The 17,388-nt window shown below is 65.3% G+C and carries 13 protein-coding genes; 5 read left to right on the top strand and 8 right to left on the bottom strand.

Annotated features, from left to right (window positions below; translation table 11 throughout):
- Positions 1 to 159 precede the first annotated feature (159 nt).
- Complete coding sequence (locus KSS93_RS20020) at positions 160 to 1,545, top strand: amino acid permease (protein WP_217885658.1); 1,386 nt, start codon at positions 160 to 162, stop codon at positions 1,543 to 1,545.
- Positions 1,546 to 1,928: 383 nt separating this feature from the next.
- Here the strand turns inward: KSS93_RS20020 and KSS93_RS20015 are convergent, their stop codons facing one another.
- Complete coding sequence (locus tag KSS93_RS20015; protein WP_217885657.1) at positions 1,929 to 3,515, bottom strand: rhodanese-related sulfurtransferase; 1,587 nt, start codon at positions 3,513 to 3,515, stop codon at positions 1,929 to 1,931.
- The gene (locus KSS93_RS20010) at positions 3,512 to 4,114 is read right to left on the bottom strand and encodes a cysteine dioxygenase family protein (RefSeq protein WP_217885656.1); all 603 of its coding nucleotides are present in this window, start codon (positions 4,112 to 4,114) and stop codon (positions 3,512 to 3,514) included. Before KSS93_RS20010 ends, KSS93_RS20015 begins: the two co-directional genes overlap by 4 nt.
- 276 nt (positions 4,115 to 4,390) lie before the next feature.
- Here KSS93_RS20010 and KSS93_RS20005 point away from each other — a divergent pair, with 276 nt between their 5' ends.
- Both KSS93_RS20005 and KSS93_RS20000 read left to right on the top strand, forming a co-directional pair.
- A complete protein-coding gene (locus KSS93_RS20005; protein ID WP_217885655.1) occupies positions 4,391 to 5,344 on the top strand; it encodes an ABC transporter substrate-binding protein in 954 nt (317 codons plus the stop codon).
- A gap of 131 nt (positions 5,345 to 5,475) precedes the next feature.
- Positions 5,476 to 6,795, top strand: coding sequence for an LLM class flavin-dependent oxidoreductase (locus tag KSS93_RS20000; protein ID WP_217885654.1), 1,320 nt, complete (start codon positions 5,476 to 5,478; stop codon positions 6,793 to 6,795).
- An 85-nt stretch (positions 6,796 to 6,880) separates the two neighbouring features.
- On the opposite strand, the gene KSS93_RS19995 is transcribed toward KSS93_RS20000, so the two are convergent.
- From KSS93_RS19995 to KSS93_RS19970, 6 genes are all read right to left on the bottom strand, one after another.
- Entirely contained in the window at positions 6,881 to 7,156 is a 276-nt protein-coding gene (locus tag KSS93_RS19995; RefSeq protein WP_217885653.1) for a type II toxin-antitoxin system RelE/ParE family toxin, read from the bottom strand.
- Entirely contained in the window at positions 7,156 to 7,428 is a 273-nt protein-coding gene (locus KSS93_RS19990) for a CopG family ribbon-helix-helix protein (protein WP_217885652.1), read from the bottom strand. The genes KSS93_RS19995 and KSS93_RS19990 overlap by 1 nt, the downstream gene beginning before the upstream one ends.
- Before the next feature lie 303 nt (positions 7,429 to 7,731).
- Positions 7,732 to 9,372, bottom strand: a complete 1,641-nt coding sequence (locus KSS93_RS19985) for a methyl-accepting chemotaxis protein (RefSeq protein ID WP_225917223.1) — start codon at positions 9,370 to 9,372, stop codon at positions 7,732 to 7,734.
- 317 nt (positions 9,373 to 9,689) lie between these two features.
- A complete protein-coding gene (locus KSS93_RS19980) occupies positions 9,690 to 12,101 on the bottom strand; it encodes a TonB-dependent receptor plug domain-containing protein (protein WP_217885651.1) in 2,412 nt (803 codons plus the stop codon).
- 34 nt (positions 12,102 to 12,135) lie between these two features.
- Complete coding sequence (locus KSS93_RS19975; protein WP_217885650.1) at positions 12,136 to 12,630, bottom strand: RidA family protein; 495 nt, start codon at positions 12,628 to 12,630, stop codon at positions 12,136 to 12,138.
- Positions 12,631 to 12,649: 19 nt separating this feature from the next.
- Complete coding sequence (locus KSS93_RS19970; protein WP_217885649.1) at positions 12,650 to 14,212, bottom strand: NAD(P)/FAD-dependent oxidoreductase; 1,563 nt, start codon at positions 14,210 to 14,212, stop codon at positions 12,650 to 12,652.
- A 396-nt stretch (positions 14,213 to 14,608) separates the two neighbouring features.
- Between KSS93_RS19970 and tssI the strand changes: the two genes are divergently transcribed.
- The gene (tssI, locus tag KSS93_RS19965; protein ID WP_217885648.1) at positions 14,609 to 16,570 is read left to right on the top strand and encodes a type VI secretion system tip protein TssI/VgrG; all 1,962 of its coding nucleotides are present in this window, start codon (positions 14,609 to 14,611) and stop codon (positions 16,568 to 16,570) included.
- Positions 16,567 to 17,388 (top strand): DUF4123 domain-containing protein, encoded by an 822-nt coding sequence (locus KSS93_RS19960; RefSeq protein WP_217885647.1) that lies wholly within the window; start codon positions 16,567 to 16,569, stop codon positions 17,386 to 17,388. Before tssI ends, KSS93_RS19960 begins: the two co-directional genes overlap by 4 nt.

The following is a 17,388-nucleotide window of genomic DNA, read 5'->3' as shown; positions in this document are numbered from 1 at the left end:
AATACTGACCAAGGTCAATGATTTCAACCGGGTTTGCGAAGAGGAGGGCCATCGCGCAACCGGCATTCAACAAGAACAACAAAGAGCAACTCAAACTTTGCGAATTCTGCTTCAACTTTCAGCCGTCATTGCAACGGCCGACCCATTCGAGGGTTCCCCATGGTATCGCCCAACAACAAGAAACAGCGCTCCCTGCAACACGGCCTGACCTCCCGTCAGGTGTCGATGATTTCCATCGCCGGCATCATCGGTGCCGGGCTGTTCATCGGCTCGTCCAATGCCATCGCCACCGCCGGCCCGGCGATTCTCATCTCCTACGCCATGACCGGCCTGCTGGTGCTGCTGGTGATGCGCATGCTCGGCGAAATGGCCATCGCCAATCCCAACAGCGGCTCGTTCTCCACCTACGCCTCGGAGGCTATCGGCCCCTGGGCAGGCTTTACCATCGGCTGGCTGTACTGGTGGTTCTGGGTGCTGATCATCCCGGTCGAAGCCATCGCCGGTGCAGACATCCTGCATGCCTACTTCCCGGCGGTGCCGTCTTGGCTGTTCGCCTTCCTGATCATGCTGGTGCTGTCGGGTACCAACCTGGTCAGCGTGAAGAACTTCGGCGCCTTCGAGTACTGGTTCGCGCTGGTCAAGGTGGTGGCGATCATCGCCTTCATCGTGGTCTGCAGCCTGGCAGTGTTCGGCTTCTGGCCGCTGGCCGAGGTGTCCGGCGTCAGCCGCTTGTGGGAAAGCGGCGGGTTCATGCCCAACGGCTTTGGCACTGTGCTTGGCGGCGTGCTGATCACCATCTTCTCGTTCTTCGGTGCCGAGATCGTCACCATCGCCGCCGATGAAACCGCCAACCCGAAAGACAAGATTCGCCGCGCCACCAACCTTGTGGTTTACCGCATTGCCATCTTCTACCTGGCGTCGATTTTCCTGGTGGTGTCGCTGGTGGCCTGGAACGACCCGCAGCTCAAGGCGGTCGGTTCGTTCCAGCGCGTGCTCGAGGTGCTCAACGTGCCCGGCGCCAAGCTGCTGGTGGATATCGTGGTGCTGGTGGCGGTAACCAGCTGCATGAACTCGGGGTTGTACACCGCCTCGCGCATGCTCTATTCGCTGGGTGCCCGTGGCCAGGCGCTGCGCATGACCAAGCGTATTTCCGGGGCTGGCGTGCCGACTGTTGCGGTGATCTTCTCGACCCTGGCCGGTTTTGCCGGGTGCCTGGTGAACTATGTGTTCCCCGGCAAGGTGTTCGGCTTCCTGCTGTCTACCACCGGTGCCATCGCGTTGTTGGTGTACCTGGTGATTGCCGTGTCGCAACTGCGCATGCGTGCCCGCGCCGAGCGGGAAGGGCGCTCGCCGGAGCTGAAAATGTGGCTGTTCCCGTGGCTCACCTGGCTGGTGATCGGCACCATCGTCATGGTGCTGGGCTACATGCTGTTCAGTGACGCCTATCGCTACGAGACGCTGATGACCGCCGGGGTGACGCTGTTCATCCTGCTGGTGTCGCTGACCCAGCGGCGGGGCAAGGTGGGGGCGGTGCAGGCTGCCTGATAAAAGCCGGGCCGCCTTGCGGCCCTTCGCGGGTAAACCCGCCCCCACAGGGACCGCATAAGCTTCAGGCCAGTGCCGTATCTGTAGGAGATCACCCAGCCCTGCGGGCTGCGCTGTCGCGCAGAGAACTGGTCTCGCAGATGCGCCACGGTCTCTGTGGGAAGCGGCCTTGTGTCGCGATGGGGCGCGAAGCGGCCCCTAGGTCTCGGCCTCATGCAAGATTGCCGGGGCTGCTGCGCAGCCCATCTCGACCGGACGGCGCCCCGGCAAGGCCGCTTCCCACAGGGACCGTGTTAAATCAATGAGTTGCAGTTTGTTCTATGAGAGCCGGCTTGCCGGCGATGAGGCGGGTTCTCACAGCACAAGACAGTTGCACCCAGCGGTCAACTCAACACTTCAAAGCCATGGGTGCCATCACGCTCCAGCTGGGCGATCAGCCCGAACTCCCAGTCCAGGTAGCCCTGCATCGCCTCGCGTGGCGCATCGGTGCCTTCATAGGGGCGGCGGTAGCGGTCGCTGCGCGGCACGGCCAGGTGCGTCTCGCCGCTTTCCAGCGCAAGCCCTGCGGCGATCCAGCGGGCGGTGCCGCCTTCGAGCAGGTACACCGGGGTGCGGGTCAGGGTTTGCAGGTCGCGGGCGGCGAAACGCGCCAGCAGGCTGCTGCCGCAGGTCAGCACGTAGCGCTGCGCCGGTGGCACCTGTTCCAGCACCTCGGCCAGTTGCGCGCGGATCGCCCAGTGGGCGCCGGGGATGTGGCGTTTGACGTAGTTGGCGCTGGTGGTGAAGTCCAGCACCACGGTACCGGCTTCCTGCAGCCAGTCGGCCAGTTGCTCGACGCCGATCTCGCGGGTCTCGGGCAGCGCCGGCAACGGCGCCTGCCATTCACCGCGGGCACTGAAATCGTCGGCCGACAACCCGTCCAGCACCGCCACCTGCCAGCCCATCTGCGCCAGCCACGAGGCACTCATGTTGGCGCGCACGCCGTCGTCGTCCACCAGCACGATGCGCGCCCCGCGCACGCTGGCCACATGGTCGGTCTCCTGCACCAGCTGGCCGCCCGGCACTGGGCGGCTGCCCGGCAGGTGGCCGGCGTTGTATTCCTCGGCGGTGCGCACGTCGAACAGGTAGGTGGTGCGGGTGGTTTCGGCCTGCCAGGCCGCCAGCCCGGCACGGTCCAGGCGCTGCACCCCGGCACGCTCGGCAACGCTGCGCGCCTGGCGCCCGGCGTTGGCCCGGGTGCCGGCGCTCACCTCGGTGAATGCACGGTCCTGGCCGTGGGCCAGTTGCTGGCCGGCCAAGGTCCAGCCGATGGTGCCGTTGCGCAGCGCCGCCACCGGGTTGGGGATGCCGGCGTTGACCAGCGACTGGGTGCCGATGATGCTGCGGGTGCGCCCGGCGCAGTTGACGATCACCTGGGTGGACGGGTCTGGCGCCAGTTCCGCCACCCGCAATACCAGCTCGGCGCCGGGCACACTGATGCCGCCGGGGATGCTCATGGTCTGGTATTCATCGAAGCGCCGGGCATCGAGCACCACCACGTTGGCCTTGTCGTCCAGCAGCGCCTGCACCTGCTCGGCGGCCAGCGACGGGGTGTGGCGTACGCTCTCCACCAGCTCGCCGAAGGCCTTGCTCGGTACGTTGACGTCGCGGAAGGTTTCACCGCCGGCTGCACGCCAGCCGGCCAGGCCTCCGTCGAGCACGGCCACGTCGCTGTAGCCCAGCGCCAGCAGGCGCTGCGCCGCTACAGCAGCCAGGCCTTCAGCGTTGTCGTAAACGGTGATGGCGGTGTCACGCCGGGGCACCCTGGCATAAACCTCAAGCTCAAGCCTGGACAGCGGAATGTTGGCGGCGAACAGCGGGTGGTCCTGGGCGAACGGGTCTTCTTCGCGCACATCGATCAGGGCCAGCTCCTCGCGGGCCAGCAGCGCACGGCGAATGTCGGCATAACGGCGGGTGGTGACGGTGCTCATGGGGCAGGGTTCTCTTTGGACAGGTCCCAGATGTTGGGCAGGCGGGTATTGGAGTAACCGGAGATGAACGGTTTTTCGCTGCCGTCCTCGGCGTACACCGCGCGCTTGACCGCGCCGATGTTGCCGCCGTAGACGTGGATGCTGATCGACACCTGGTCGGCGTAGGCATTGCTGACCTGGTGGATATCGCCAATGCGCGGTGACACGGCTTCCACCTGGCCCGGGGCCAGGCGTACCGGTGCGCCGTGGGGCTGCAAGGCGCCGTCTGCCGTGCGGATGAAGCCCTGGGAGAACTCGGCACCGCGCAGCATGCCGATCAGCCCCCACACCCGGTGGTCATGGACTGGCGTGCGCTGGCCCGGTCCCCAGACAAAACTCACCACCGAAAAACGCTGGCGCGAGTCGCAGTGCAGCAGGTACTGCTGGTAGCGCTGAGCGTCGGGCTGGGCAAGTTCGTCGGGCAGCCAGTCGTCCTGGGCGACCAGGCTGGCCAGCAGGTTGTGCCCACGGTCGAGCAGGGTGGCTTCGTCGGGGTGCTGGTCGAGCAGCCCGGCAAGGCTGTCGATGAAATGGCGCAAGCGCTCGGGGTTATGGCTCATGGTTCAGGCTCGGCGTACGGTTTCAGGTAACCCTAGCAAAGCCCTTTTGTATTCTCAAAATGCAAAATAATCATAAGCTAATATGCTAGTTGTGCATTTATTATGCCTGTCGTCAAAGGCATGAGGTTATGCCTAAAGCGCATTTCACAGCCCGTGTAACGATCTATAGATTATAAAAATCGTTTAAGTAAGACCCAAAAGCTATAGACAAATTGCCACGAGACCGCACGCGCGGATCGGCCTTACATGCCCCAGGCGGGCATCTGGAGACCACCCGTGCGTTACTTCAAGCAACTGGCTGCCACCGTGCTGGCCACCACTTTCAGCCTCACTGCCGCCGCCCAGACACTGGTGGTCGGTGACCAGAGTTACAACGCCCAGGCCGTGATGGAAGCCGCCGGGGTACTCGACGACTTGCCCTACACCCTGGAATGGAAGCAGTTCACCGCAGGCTCCCCGGTGGCCGAGGCGCTGAATGTCGGCAGCCTTGACATCGGCCTGCTGGGCGATGCGCCTCCGCTGTTTCTCGGCGCCCTCGGCGCGCCGATCAAGGTGATCGCGGTCAGCCGGCAAAACCTTGAGGGCGTGGCCATTTTGGCTCGCAAGGACTCATCCATCCACAGCCTGCAAGACCTGCGCGGCAAGCGCGCCGCACTGTGGAAGGGCTCGTGGAGCCAGCAGTTGCTGTTCAGCGCCCTGGACAAAGCCGGGGTGCCGCGTGATGCCCTGGAGCTGCGCTACCTCAGCGCCCTGGATGCCTCCCACGCCCTGGACGGCGGCTCGGTGGACGTGATCGCCACCTGGGAGCCCTACGTCACCCAGCAGGAGCGCCAAGGGGCGCGGGTACTGGCCACCGCCGAAGGGGTGATCCCGGCGCAGAGTTTCGTGGTGGCCAACAGCAAGGCGGTGGACGCCAAGCGCGCGCAGATCGCCGACTTTTTGCAGCGCCTGAAAAAGGCCCGTGACTGGACCCTGAGCGACCCGGCCCACACCGAGGCCTACGCCGACGCCTGGGCCAAGCGCACCCGCGCCGACGGCGACATCGCCCGCGCCTGGTTCGCCCGCGCCCGCACCGACCTGGCGCCGCTGAACCCGCAGGTGATCGTCGATGCGCAAAAGACCGTGGACTTTTTTGCCGGCATCGGCCTGATCAAGGGCTACCCGGCGGCCAGCCTGTTTGACAGCTCATTTGGGGCGGCCATTGAGCAACCGGCAGTCAGCCAGCATTGAGTCAACCCGCACCGGCCCCTTCGCGGGCAAGCCCGCTCCCACAGGATTGCACCCGGCCTGAAAATGGCACGGCCCCTGTGGGAGCGGGCTTGCCCGCGAAGAAGCACACACCTATTTCACAGGACACCCCCATGACCCCACGACAGATCAAACTCGGCGCCCTGACCATGGGCTGCGGTGGCCCCGGCCGGCACAACCTGTGGCTCGACCCCGAGCTGCCAGCCGACGCCAGCGTCAACATCGACTGGTACATCGACATCGCCCGCCAGGCTGAAGCTGCGCTGTTCGACCTGGTGTTCATCGTCGACAGCCAGTTCATCACCCAAGGTTCGCCCTCGCACTACCTCAACCGCCTCGAGCCCCTGACCCTGCTCTCGGCGCTGGCCGTCAGCACCCGCCACATAGGCCTGGTGGGTACCCTCACCACCTCCTACAACGCCCCTTACAACGTCGCCCGCCGGCTTGCCTCGCTGGACCTGATCAGCAAGGGCCGCGCCGGCTGGAACGTGGTCACCAGCGGCGATGCCGGCACTGCCGGCAACTACGGGCTGGACGAGCACTACGACTATGACACCCGCTACGCCCGCGCCCAGGAACACGTGCAGGTGGTGCAGGGGCTGTGGCAGTCGTACGAGGAGGGTGCCTTCCCCCGCGACCGCGCCACCGGCCGCTTTCTCGACCCTGCCAAGCTGCACGGGCTGAACCACAAGGGCGAGCACTTTTCGGTGGTCGGCCCGCTGAACATCCAGCGCTCGCCCCAGGGCCAGCCGGTGATCTTCCAGGCCGGCGACTCCGAGCAGGGCCGTGACCTGGGCGCCGCCACGGCCGATGTGGTGTTCACCCATGCCGCCAGCATCGAGCAGGGCCAGGCGTTCTACCGCGACATCAAGGCCCGCGCCGCGAAGTTGGGGCGCGATCCTGAGCAGTTGCTGGTGTTGCCGGGGGCGGAAATCTACGTCGGTGACACCGACGAACACGCCCGCGAGATCGAGCGCCACTACCACCAGGCCGACCACAGCTTCGAGCTGGCGCTGAAGGAATTCGGGCGCAATTTCGGCTGGCACGACTTCAGCCAGTACGACCTGGATGCGCCGTTCCCTCAGCAAAGCCTGGAATACGCCCGCAGTAGTTTCTTCACCAATGCCAAGCGCATCGCAGACCAGGCCTTGGACAAGGGTTTCAGCCTGCGCCAGGCCGTGGAGTTCGGCCGCCAGCTGCGCCCCGGTGCATTCGTGGGTTCGGCGCAAAGCGTGGCGGCGAAGATGGCCGAATGGTTCGAGGCGCGGGCGCTTGACGGCTTCAACATCTACATCGGCCACCCCGGCCAGTTCCGCCGTTTCACCGAAGAAGTGGTGCCGCTGCTGCAAGAGCGCGGGGTTTACCGCACCGCCTACGAAGGCAGCACCCTGCGCGAAAGCCTGGGCTTGCAGATACCGCGCTTCGGCCGTTGAATGGCAATGGAGTGGGCTTAATTACTTGTAGGAGCCGGCTTGCCGGCGATGAGGCCCGCCGCTCAAACCCGGTTCTTGCAGAGTTTCAGCGTTCTTCGCGGGTATGCCACAGGCGCAGCAGGTAGATGCAAGAAGGCGTGATCTCATACCGCATTTCGTAATGGCCAACCAGACTCCGTCGCACTTCGCGTGGTTCGAATTCTTCCAGCCGCTCTCCTACCCGGGGGTTGGTCAGCAGAACGTTAGGTGCTGCTACGAGCTGTTGAACGGTGCGCACTGCAGCAGATGGGTTCACGGCAGCCAGAAATTCATGCAGGCGCGCCAGGTCGGACAGCCCCTTGCTGGTCCACTTCAACTCCATCAACGAGGTACCGGCAGGGGGGAGTCTGTGCCCAGGCTTTCAGCCCAAGCCTGAACAGACTGATGATCGATTACTCTGCCGGCATCGACATCTGCCAGTGCTTCACGGGTCAGTCGGTTACGTTCATCTTCCTGTGCCAGCCAGTCAGACAGCGCCTGTTTGACGATCCAGTTTTTCGAACGCTCGAGCCGGGTGGCGATTTCATCGATGCGCTCGGCCAGTTCCACGGGTACATGGGCCGTAACTGAACGGGTTTTGGCGGCGATAGTCATGGCGACCTCAGGCTTTGATCGAAAACGATTGAAGGTTAATCGTAATGAATCGCCACGCTGAGTCAATGACCGCTTGTAGGAGATTACCAGCCCCTCGGGCTGCCCTGTCTCGCAGATGCACCGCGACGCCTGTGGGAAGCGGCCTTGTGTCGCGATGGGCTGCACAGCAGCCCCGGCAATTTTGCATGATGCCAATATCCTCGGGCCGCTTCGCAACCCATCGCGACACAAGGCCGCTTCCCACAGAGACCGTGCTAAATCAATGAGTTGTGGTTTGTTCATTTCCCGGGCTGAGTTCAGACCTCAGGTACGAAACGCACTCAAACCGCCCTTGAGCGCCCTGGCCGTGCTGCCCAGCGTGGTCGCCGAATCGTGGATCTCGGCAATCCCCTGCGAGGTATGTGCAAAGCTTTCATGCATGCCGCCAAGGCGCCCGGCGATGTCGGTGACCGCGTGCTGGATTTCTTCACTGCTGGTCAGTGCGCGGTCCATGGCGCCGCTGACCTGGCCCATCTGGCGCACCAATCCGTCGATGACCCCAAGGGTACTGTCGGAGCTCTGCGCAAGGCTGCGCGACTGCTCGGCGGTACTGCTCATGCGTTCGGCAATCTGGCGTATGCCGCTGGTGACGCTATTGATGACCTGGTTGGCGTCGTTCAGCACCCCTTGGGTCTGCCCGGCCAGCTTGCGCACCTCGTCAGCCACCACCGCGAACCCGCGGCCGGCTTCACCGGCGCGCGCCGCCTCGATGGCAGCGTTGAGGGCCAGCAGGTTGGTCTGGTCGGAAATGGCAGCGACCATCTGCAGCACCTGGCCGATCTTTTCCGCTTCGCGGCTCAGGTGCTGCAGGTCGCTGGCAAGCTCGATGCTCGCCGAGGTGCTGCCGTGCACGTCACCGATCAGGCGCTTCAACTCCTGATGGGTCAGGCTCAGTTCGCCAACGGCGGATTTCAGGTCCAGGCGCACCGTATCGGCCAGGCTCGAGGAGTTCTCGGCGGCCTGGCGAATGGACTGGCCGTGTTGGTTGATATCGGCCAACTGCCCACCGGCCTGGCGGATGCGCAGGTTTATTTCGTCGGCCAGTTGCAAGAAGATTTCCGCCAGGCGCTGGTTGCTTTCGGCCATGCCGGAGGCGTTGCCCAGGGTTTGGCGCAGGTCTTGAAGCAGGTTGGCCAAGTGCTTGCCCATCTGCCCGGTTTCATCGCCGTTAAGCACCGTGACGGTGGTCGACAGGTCGCGCTGTTCGGCGATGTAGTTCAACTGCCCGGTCAGGTGGTGAATGCCCCGCACCAGCATGCGCGCGGCCAGCCAGGACAACAGCAGGCCGACCAGAAAAGACGCCGCGCCAATCAGCAGCAAACGCTCGAGGCTGGCCTGAATGGCCGCATTCAGTGCATCCAGGGTGACATCCACCCCCACGATGTATTGCTGGCCGTCGGCGTTGTGCAACGGCAGGAAGATCGAGCGGAAGCTGCCGAAACTGTCGGTGTACTCGTCGAATTGCTCCTGGTTGCTGCGTGATGCTTCGATTACCGCGGGGCTGGCGTCGCTGTAGTGCTCCAGGTGCCTGGAGTAGGTGCCGCCGGCAATGTCGCCGGCATTGGCGCTGTCGGCCAGGTAAGTCACTTTGCCCTGTGCATCGACCATCAGGCTGTAGGCATATTTGAGGTTGACCTCGCGCGCATACTCGCCAAGGTTGCGCACCTGGGCTTCGTACTCACCGGCCTTAAGGCCGTTGGCTTCACGGGTACGGGTGAGGTAGTCGGTACCCAGTACCCGCGGCACGGCGTAGGCGACCGTGCGCAAGCGGTTGTCGATTTGCTGGCGAATATCCTGCGATTTGGAGTACTGGGCGTAACTGATGAAGGCGGTGATGCTGATCAGGTTGACCAGGGTGAGCGACAGTAACAGCTTGGTTTGCAGGCGGAGGTTGCCCAGGAGCATGTGAAAGAATCCGTTCAAAGGCTTGGAAGTTCAAGCAGGAGGGTGTTCTGGTTATCGAACGAATGGGGGAAAACATTAGCGGAAGTTGTGGGGGCTATTGAGTGCCGTTGCACTATCTGGAAGTTAGTTCGCGGGCTGTTAATTATTTTAATCGGTTTGGTGGTGAATGAAGTTTGCGGCAGGGCTGCCAAGTGTTCGCCACAACCGTCGTAGCGCCTGTGAGATCGAACGCCGCGCGGGCGGCGCTCGATCTTGTAGGCGCTGCAAAACCATCGGCGAACACCTCGTGGCCCTCGCGCGTACTTAGTTGCCCACCCTCAAAAGTTATAAGTCACCCGCCCAAAGTAATACCCCCCGGTAAACCCGTACGGCGAATACACCCCATACCCCTTGACCATGGTCTTGCTGCTCGGCGCCTGGCGCTCGGGGTACACATCGAACAAGTTGCGCGCGCCGATTGCCAGTTCCAGGTCCTTGGTCAGTTGGTAACCTACATCCAGGTCGGTGATCCAGCGCGCCTTGTACTCGCGGTCCAGGCTGCGGTCGCTGGCCGAGTTGACCTCGCGCCACGAACCGTAACGGGTCAGCCCCAGGTTCACCCGGTAGCGGTCCAGCCGCCAGTTGCCACCCAGTATCAGCTTGGTGTGCGGCTGCACTTCGGTCAGCAGGTTGCGCGCCTGGCGGTCCATCAGCTGATAGGGCGTGCCCAGAATGTTCACGCTTTCCTTGTAGTCGAGAATCTCGGTTTCGTTCCAGTTGAACGCCGCCGTCCACTTCACCGTGCCGGCACTGCCCAGGTCGTGGTCGTAGCTGCCCACCAGGTCCAGGCCCTTGGTGCGGGTGTCGGCGCCGTTGGTGAAGTACTGCCCGCCAGAGGTGGAGTCGATGCCGTTGGCCAGCAGTGCGGCGGTTACTTCGGGGCCAAGCAGGGTGCCGGTGAGGGTGATACGGTCGCGCACGTTGATCAGGTAGGCGTCGGCGGTAAAGGCCAGGCGCTCGCTGGGCTGCCAAGTCAGGCCGAGGCTGTAGTTGGTCGACTTTTCCGGTTTCAGCGGTTCGGCGCCCAGGGCTTGGGCTGCGGCCGAGCCCACCGGCAGCACGCCGTAGTTGATCGACTGGTACACGCCATTGACCACCCCGTAGGTGGTGGAGCGGGCGCTGAACAGGCTGTTGGCCAGCGACGGCGCGCGGAAGCCGTTGCTCACCGTGGCCCGTACCGCCAACTGCGGGGTGAACTCGTAGCGGGTGGTCAACTTGCCGCTGCGGGTGGCACCAATGCCGCGGTCGTAGTGCTCGTAGCGCAGCGCCGCGCCCCAGTACCACTGTGGTAGCGGGTTGAAGCCCACATCGATGTAGCCGGCATAGCTGTTGCGGCTGGCACTGGTGGCCTCGGCCGGCGAGATGCCGTTGGTCACCTGGGCGCCGGACGAGGCGCAGTTGCCGGGCGCCGCGCAGTAGCCGCCGTCGGCCCAGCTGGCCCAGTCGCCGTCCTGCACCTGGTAACTGTCACGGCGCTGCTCCAGGCCCCACGAGAAGTCCAGCGGTTTGCTCAGGCCCACCTCGTAGCTGCGGTGCAGGTCGAGGTTGCTGGTCAGCTGCGAGCTGACCCAGGTGCCGGACTCGAAGTGGTTGGGGGTGGCCTCGCCCAGCGACGGGTTCTGGTTGTTCCAGGTGCCTTGTTCGGCAGTGTTGCGCCCGTAAGTGCTGGACAGGTCCCAGTCCCACTCGCCGGCCAGACCCTTGGCGCCGAACGCCGCCTGGTAGTCGTATTCCTCGATGTACCAGGTGGGCGTGTAGCCGGCCGGGCGCCCGTTGGGCCCGGTGGTGATGGTGTTGACGATGGTCGGCAGGCGGAAGTTCTGGCCCTGCTCGGCCTTGCGGTACGACCAGGTGCTGAACGAGTACAGGGTCAGGTCATCCTCCAGCGGCAGCTCGGCGTTGTAGCCCAGCGTCAGCAGGTTGATCTTCGGCGTGCCGTAGCCGCCGTAGGTCACCTTGCCGGCGCGCTCCAGCGCCTCGGCCTGGCTGTAGCCGTTGGCGCTGGCCTTGTTGTCGTCGTTCTGGCTGCGGGCGTCCAGGGCAAATTGCACAACGCCGTCGCGGCCGATCTCGAAGCCCTTGTTCAGGCTTTGCTGCACGGTCTGCTTCTTGCCGTCGTAACCCTGGCCTGCGGTGGTCACGGCGGTGCCGCGGGTGTCGGCTTTTAGAATGACGTTGATCACCCCGGCGATGGCGTCCGAGCCGTACTGGGCCGCAGCGCCATCACGCAGCACCTCGACATGGTCGATGGCGCTGATGGGGATCAGGTCCAGGTCGCTGGGTGCGGCGCCGGCGTTGATGCCGCTAATGTTCAAGGTGGCGCTGGTGTGGCGGCGCTTGCCGTTCACCAGCACCAGCACCTGGGCTGCGTTGAGACCGCGCAGGTTGGGCGCGCGGGCCATGCCGCTGGCGTCCCAGCCGGTTTTTTCCGGCAGGGTCAGCGACGGCACGCTGGCACTGAGGGCTTCCATCAGGCCGGGTTTGCCGGTTTCCTGCAGCTGCTTGGCGCTGATCACGTCGATCGGCACCGGGCTTGAAGTCACGGTACGTTTTTCGCTGCCGCGGTTGCCAGTGACGATCACCGTGCCCAGGGCCTGGGCGGCAGGTTCTTCGGCGCTGGCCGGGGCGCTGAGCAGCCCCGCGGCCAGCGCCATGGTGAGTAGCGGGGCAGTGGTAAAGGCTTGCTTCATTGCACGCAGTTCCTTGTCTGGCGGGGTAGCGCGCTCAGGGCGCCTTGGCCGCGATCGCGTCGATTTCCACCAGCGCGCCCGGCAGTGGCAGGGCCACTACCTGGAGGGCGGTGCGGGTCGGGGTGTTGGGCTGTTCGGCGGTGGCGAAAAACTCGGTGTAGGCCGCCTGCAGGCCGGCAAAGTCCAGCTGGCCGCCGTTGGCCGGGTCGCCCACCAGAAACACCCGCAACTGCACGATATCGCCCAGGCCCAGCCCTTGGCTTTGCAGGGCCGTGCGCAGTTTTTTCAGCACCGAACGGGCCTGGGTTTCGGTGTTGCCCAGGGCGGCGATGCTGCCTTTGGCGGCGTTGGGGTCGGCCACATCCGGCAGGGTGCCGCTGATGAAGGTCAGCTGGCTGCCGGCCGGCACCGTCACCAGTTGCGAAATCGGGAAGTTCGAACCAGGCGGCGCAACACGTTTGATGCCGTCGGCGTGGGCGTTGAGGGTCAGCGACATGAGCGCTCCGGCAAGCAGAAGAAGACGAGGCATGGGTGGGTTTCCTGTGGGGTCAGGCGGCAGCGCCGCGGGTGGTCTGGGCGGCATGGCTGGCGATCAGGCCAACGACCCGGCGGGCCGATTCGGCGGCGCTGTTCTGCCAGATGCCCACGCCGCCATGGGCCAGGGCGTCGCTTGCAAGCCAGGTGCGGCCCTGGGGCTGGTTGAGGGTGTCGTAGCCGGGCTGGGCGACCTCGTCGTGGACGATCCACGGCGCCTCGCTGAACGGCACTTTCGACCAGTTCACCACCAGCGGTCGGCCCAGCTTGTGGCTGTGGCCCGGGTGCAGCGACTCCACCGCCTGGCGCGACGAGGCGATCTGCGCCTGCAGCGTTTTGCCGGCGAACTGCTGGGCCACGGCGCCGGTGTTGTAGGTGGCCACCAGCACGCCCTGGGCGCTGTTGAGGTGGTCGCTGGGGTACCACAGGGTGCGCGCCTCGTGGTTGATGTAGCTGAGCCCGCCGTAAATCTGGAAGTCGGTCTCCCAGAAACGCGGCGACTGCCAGGCCACCTTGTTGGCCTTGTCGCCCTCGGCGCTGGCGATGGCCTGCCTGAACGGCGCGTCGAAGTTGTTCGGCAGATTGGCCAGCAGCGGCAAGGGCAGGGTGACGATGGCGTAGTCGGCGTGTTCCACGTGTTGCTGGCCGCTTTTGCGGTCGCGCCACACCACCTTGGCGCCGTGCTCGCCGGTCTCCACCCCCAGCACTTCGGCGCCCAGGCGCACGCTGTCCTGCACCTGGCGGTAAAAGGCCTTGGGGATCTGGTCCATGCCGCCCACCGGCTGGAACATGGTCGAGGAAAATTCCGGAATCTCGTCGAACACCAGCGGCAGCAGCAGGTTGCTGTCCAGCAACTGGTCCAGCGGCACCGGCTGGCGCTGCACCGGGGTCTGGTCGCCGGCCCCGGCAAAGCGCGTGTAGCCGGCGCGCACAGAGCCGCGGTACTGCTGCTGGCTGTCGAGGTCGCCGTACACCTTCAAAAAGTCCAGCAGCGCCTTGCGCTGGCCGCCGCTGAGCTCGGCATCCAGGCTGTTGCGGCTGACGCTGCGCGCCAGCAGCTCGCTGAAGTGGCCGCGGGTGTCGTTGACTGCCTGGCGCAGCAGCAGTGGCGGGCGGGCGAGGTCTGGCTGGGCCAGGGCGTTGCGGCTGCTGTTCACCAGCACCTGCAGCTCCACGCCAAGCTCGCGGCAGTAGCCGAGGATGGTCAGGTGGTGGCTGGGCAGGCGCGCGGCGCCGGCATTGAAAAAGTGCCCCTGGTCGAATTCGACGGTTTGCGTGGTGCCGTCGTTGTGCTCGATACGGTCGCCCTGGCGCAGGGTCCACACCCGCCCGCCCACCCGCTCGCGGGCCTCCAGCACGGTCACGGCAAAGCCTGCCTTGCGCAGCTCGTAGGCCGACACCAGGCCGCTGATGCCGGCGCCGACAATCACCACGCGCTTGCCGTTGCCGCCGTTGGCGGCCAGTTGCAGGGGTTCGAAGGTGGCGGCCAGGGCGTTGTGCCCCAGCGCGCCCAGCGCCGCCGAGTAGCCGCCGATGGCGGCCATGCGGGCGATCAAGTCTCTACGGGAAAGTCCCATGTTGCGTCTCCGTTCAGGTCTCAAGCGAAGGTGCGCAACAGGGCAGACGTACCCCTGGCGGGGCCCGACGACGTTGGCGCACATCCATTTGCCTCCGCCAGGTCGGGGTCGGTTTACAGAACTTAATGGTCTTTATGAGGGTTGTGAAAGGCTTTTTGGTTCTAAGTTAATATGCTGTTTAGTGATTAAGTTTATTAATATAAATGCATGTTTGGCATGATTTTGTGCGACGGCTGAAACATTCGACAAAGTCTGGCATTTCAAAGGGAATCGCCCCACTTTCGCGTCAGAAGGGTCCTACAACACGGTTTTTTTTGTTCTTGCTAGCGTTCGCCCTTTGCCACCTCGGCAGGGCCAGAACCCCGCGCCGCTGCCGCGCAAATACAAGGACAAAGGATGTTCAACCCACTCAGCGCACAACGCCTGCGCCTGCACGCCGACGCCCTGCCGCGTGACGCGCAGGTGCTTTCCTTCAGCGGCAGCGAAGGCATCGGCACCCTCTACAGCTTCGATATCCAGCTGGTCAGCGAAAACTTAAATGTGGCCCTCGAGGCGCTGCTCGGGCAGCCGGCGTTCCTCGCCTTCGACGGCGATGGCCGGGGCATACACGGGGTGCTGGCCGAGGCTCGCCAGGGCGCAATCGGCACCCGCCTGGCCCACTATCTGGTGCGCCTGGTGCCGCACATGGCGCGCCTGGCCTTGCGCCAAAACTACCGCATCTTCCAGCAGCGCAGCGTGGCGCAAATCATCGCCCAGTTGCTCGAAGAGCACGGCCTGCTTGGCGATGCCTTTGCCTTCCAGCTCGAAGCCGACTACCCACCGCGCGATTACTGCGTGCAGTACGGCGAAAGCGACCTGGTCTTCGTCGAGCGGCTGTGCCAGGAGGAGGGCATTCACTACCGCTTCGAGCATGCGCCCGGCGGCCACCGGGTGCTGTTCAGCGACCACCAGATGCACTTCCCGCACTTGCCCGCCAGCCTGGCCTTTGTGCCGGGCAACGGCATGCACGCCGATAGCCCGGTGGTCAGCGCGTTTGCCATGACCGTGCAACGCAGCGTCGAGCAGGTGATGCTGCGCGACCATGACTTTCGCAAGGCCAGCGTCGAGCTGGCCCATGCCAGCCGCGCAGGCGACGCCCCGGCGCTGGAGCACTACGCCTACCCCGGTGGCCTGTTGCAAACCCTCGACCAGGCTCGCGGCCGCGTGCAGGCCCAACGCGCCCTGGAGCGCTGCCGGGTTGGCCGTTGCCGGGCCGACGGCAGCAGCGACGCGCCGGCTCTGGCCAGCGGTCGGCTGCTGACCCTCAGCGGCCACCCGCAGCAGGCCTGCAACCAGATGTGGCTGATCACCCAGGTCACCCATACGGGGCACCAGCCCCAGGTGCTGGAAGAACAGGCCGGTGCACCGGACAGCGACCATTACGCCAATACCTTCAGCGCCATCCCCTGGGATGCCACCTTCCGCTCGCCGCTGACCCACCCCAAGCCCCGCGCACCCTCCAGCCAACAGGCCTGGGTCACCGGGCCTGCGGGCGAGGAGGTGTATTGCGATGGCTTCGGCCGGGTCAAGGTGCAGTTCCCCTGGGACCGCGAAGGCCAGGGCGACGAGCACAGCAGCTGCTGGCTGCGGGTGGCCTCCGGCTGGGCCGGCGATCGCCATGGCGCCCTGGCCATCCCCCGGGTCGGCATGGCCGTGCTGGTGAGCTTTCTCGACGACGACCCCGACCAGCCGGTCATCAGCGGCTGCCTGCCCGACAGCTTGCACATGCCGCCCTACAAACTGCCCGAGCACCACAGCCGCACCGTGCTGCGCAGCCGTAGCCTGGGCGGTGGCGGCGGCTACAACGAGCTGGCCATGGACGACCGCGGCGGCCAGGAGCTGTTCTACCTGCGTGCCCAGCGCGACCTGCAGCAGCACGTCGAACGCAACAGCCAGCTGCACATCGGCGGCCTGCAGCAGGCCGTGGTGGTGGGCGAGCGCAAAACGCTGCTGCACGCCAGCGACCACCTCACCGTCGAGCAGGCCAGCCACACCCAGGTCGGCACGCTGCTGCTGCAGCACGCCGGCCAGCGGGTACAGATATCGGCTGACGGTGACGTGCTGGTGGAGGGCGGCAACAGCATCACCCTCAAGGTTGCCGGCCAGCACCTGCTGGTGAACGCCGGCGGTATCTTCACCAGCAGCCCGATCCAGCTCGGCGGCGCGCCGGCCGCCCTCCTTGCCAACACCCCCTCCATGCCGCCCGCGCCAAGCCAGCTGGCGCTGCTCAAGGCCAGCCAGGCCGCCGGCAGCGACTACTGCCCGTTGTGCCAAAGCTGCCGCGACGGCCAGTGCCTGCCGGCCGGAGGTGGCCAATGAGCCCGCTATCCCCTTGGCAGTGGCTGGCACAGCAGCGCGCTGCGGGCCACGACATCGCGGTGTTGCTCGAGGCCGGCAGCGAAGCCGGCCAACGCTTGATGGCCAGCGTGCCAGGCGAACGCTGGCAACTGCTGTACCAGCAAACCGACGCCGCCTACCTGGCCGACCACGGCCCGGCCTGCTGCCTGGTCGGCGAAACCGAACTGCCGCTACTGCAGCCCCTGCTGCAAGCCCCAGGCGAACACTGGGGCTGGCTGGCCAGCCTGGCCCCAGGCGAGATGCCCGCCTGGGTAGCGCACTGGCGGGCCCGTTTGCTGCTGGGCCAGCCCCCGCAGCAGGCGCTGTACCGCTTCCACGACAACCGCGTACTGGCCCGCGGCCTGGCCCTGGCCCAGGCCGCCCTGCCGGCCTACCTCGGCCAGGCCATCAGCGTTTGCTACTGGCAGGGCGAGGCCTGGGCTAGCGCAGACAACCCCCTGCCTGGCGCCCATCCCGTTCCCACCCACCCCGCCTGGCTGCAAGCACCGCCCCCCGCAATGGACGGCCCCATCGCCGTGGCCAACGCCCACCGCTACCTCTACAGCCAGCACCTGGAGGCTTACCTCAAGCTCGCCGAGCAGCAGCCACCGCTGCCGTGGCTGCAGCGGCAGTTGCAGCGCGGGCAGCGGTGGGGGTGGCACACGCAGAAGCAGATCGAGTTTTTGCTGGTGAACAGCCTGCGCTCGCCAGGGTTCGAGTTGCCGGAAGGGTGTGAGCCTTGGCCGGGGGAGTTGCCGGCGGCGCATATGGAACGGTTGCGGCGGCATTTGCTGGTTTGA

Origin of the sequence: Pseudomonas xanthosomatis (genome assembly GCF_019139835.1) — a bacterium.
Taxonomy (GTDB): Bacteria; Pseudomonadota; Gammaproteobacteria; order Pseudomonadales; family Pseudomonadaceae; genus Aquipseudomonas; species Aquipseudomonas fakonensis.
The sequence above is the reverse complement of the archived record's forward strand: the minus strand, read 5'-3'. Positions and strand labels throughout refer to the sequence as shown.

What these genes read in the sequence shown, in the direction of transcription:
- KSS93_RS20020 (WP_217885658.1), top strand. Translation starts at nt 160, where the DNA reads ATGGTATCGCCCAACAACAAGAAACAGCGCTCCCTGCAACACGGCCTG.
- KSS93_RS20015 (WP_217885657.1), bottom strand. Translation starts at nt 3,515, where the DNA reads ATGAGCACCGTCACCACCCGCCGTTATGCCGACATTCGCCGTGCGCTG.
- KSS93_RS20010 (WP_217885656.1), bottom strand. Translation starts at nt 4,114, where the DNA reads ATGAGCCATAACCCCGAGCGCTTGCGCCATTTCATCGACAGCCTTGCC.
- KSS93_RS20000 (WP_217885654.1), top strand. Translation starts at nt 5,476, where the DNA reads ATGACCCCACGACAGATCAAACTCGGCGCCCTGACCATGGGCTGCGGT.
- KSS93_RS19995 (WP_217885653.1), bottom strand. Translation starts at nt 7,156, where the DNA reads ATGGAGTTGAAGTGGACCAGCAAGGGGCTGTCCGACCTGGCGCGCCTG.
- KSS93_RS19990 (WP_217885652.1), bottom strand. Translation starts at nt 7,428, where the DNA reads ATGACTATCGCCGCCAAAACCCGTTCAGTTACGGCCCATGTACCCGTG.
- KSS93_RS19985 (WP_225917223.1), bottom strand. Translation starts at nt 9,372, where the DNA reads ATGCTCCTGGGCAACCTCCGCCTGCAAACCAAGCTGTTACTGTCGCTC.
- KSS93_RS19980 (WP_217885651.1), bottom strand. Translation starts at nt 12,101, where the DNA reads ATGAAGCAAGCCTTTACCACTGCCCCGCTACTCACCATGGCGCTGGCC.
- KSS93_RS19975 (WP_217885650.1), bottom strand. Translation starts at nt 12,630, where the DNA reads ATGCCTCGTCTTCTTCTGCTTGCCGGAGCGCTCATGTCGCTGACCCTC.
- KSS93_RS19970 (WP_217885649.1), bottom strand. Translation starts at nt 14,212, where the DNA reads ATGGGACTTTCCCGTAGAGACTTGATCGCCCGCATGGCCGCCATCGGC.
- tssI (WP_217885648.1), top strand. Translation starts at nt 14,609, where the DNA reads ATGTTCAACCCACTCAGCGCACAACGCCTGCGCCTGCACGCCGACGCC.
- KSS93_RS19960 (WP_217885647.1), top strand. Translation starts at nt 16,567, where the DNA reads ATGAGCCCGCTATCCCCTTGGCAGTGGCTGGCACAGCAGCGCGCTGCG.